At 49.1% G+C, this 1,011-nt stretch carries 1 protein-coding gene; it reads right to left on the reverse strand.

Annotated elements, in window-relative coordinates; genetic code table 11:
* The coding region (locus SINDD18_RS06230; RefSeq protein ID WP_193750837.1) for a hypothetical protein at positions 1-1,011 on the reverse strand (1,011 nt) is incomplete at both ends.

Raw genomic sequence — 1,011 nt, forward strand, 5'->3', positions numbered from 1 at the left:
CGCTTGTGCTTGCTGATTCTGAAGCTGATGTGCTTGCTGACTCAGATGCGCTTGTGCTTGCTGATTCTGAAGCTGATGTGCTTGCTGATTCTGACGCACTTGTTGATGCTGATTCTGAAGCTGATGTTGACGCTGACTCAGATGCGCTTGTGCTTGCTGATTCTGAAGCTGATGTGCTTGCTGATTCTGATGCGCTTGTGCTTGCTGACTCAGAGGCACTTGTTGATGCTGACTCAGAGGCTGATGTGCTTGCTGATTCTGAAGCTGATGTTGACGCTGACTCAGAGGCACTTGTTGATGCTGATTCTGAAGCTGATGTGCTTGCTGATTCTGATGCACTTGTTGATGCTGATTCTGAGGCAGACGTTGATGCTGATTCTGAAGCTGATGTTGACGCTGACTCAGAGGCACTTGTTGACGCAGACTCAGATGCTGATGTGCTTGCTGATTCTGAAGCTGACGTTGATGCTGATTCAGACGCACTTGTTGATGCTGACTCTGATGCGCTTGTGCTTGCTGATTCTGATGCTGATGTGCTTGCTGATTCTGATGCACTTGTTGATGCAGATTCAGAAGCCGATGTTGACGCTGACTCTGATGCACTTGTTGATGCAGACTCAGAAGCTGATGTACTTGCTGACCCTGACGCACTTGTTGACGCTGAGGCTGATGCGCTTGTGCTTGCTGATTCTGATGCACTTGTGCTTGCTGACTCTGACGCACTTGTTGATGCAGACTCAGAGGCACTTGTTGATGCTGACTCTGATGCGCTTGTGCTTGCTGATTCTGATGCGCTTGTTGACGCAGACTCAGAGGCACTTGTTGATGCAGATTCTGAAGCTGATGTTGATGCAGATTCTGAAGCCGATGTGCTTGCTGACTCTGATGCGCTTGTGCTTGCTGATTCTGAAGCTGATGTTGATGCTGATTCAGATGCTGATGTGCTTGCTGACTCTGATGCGCTTGTGCTTGCTGATTCTGATGCACTTGTTGACGCTGACTCTGATGCGC

This window comes from Streptococcus infantis, assembly GCF_001579645.1.
GTDB classification, from domain to species: Bacteria; Bacillota; Bacilli; order Lactobacillales; family Streptococcaceae; genus Streptococcus; species Streptococcus infantis_E.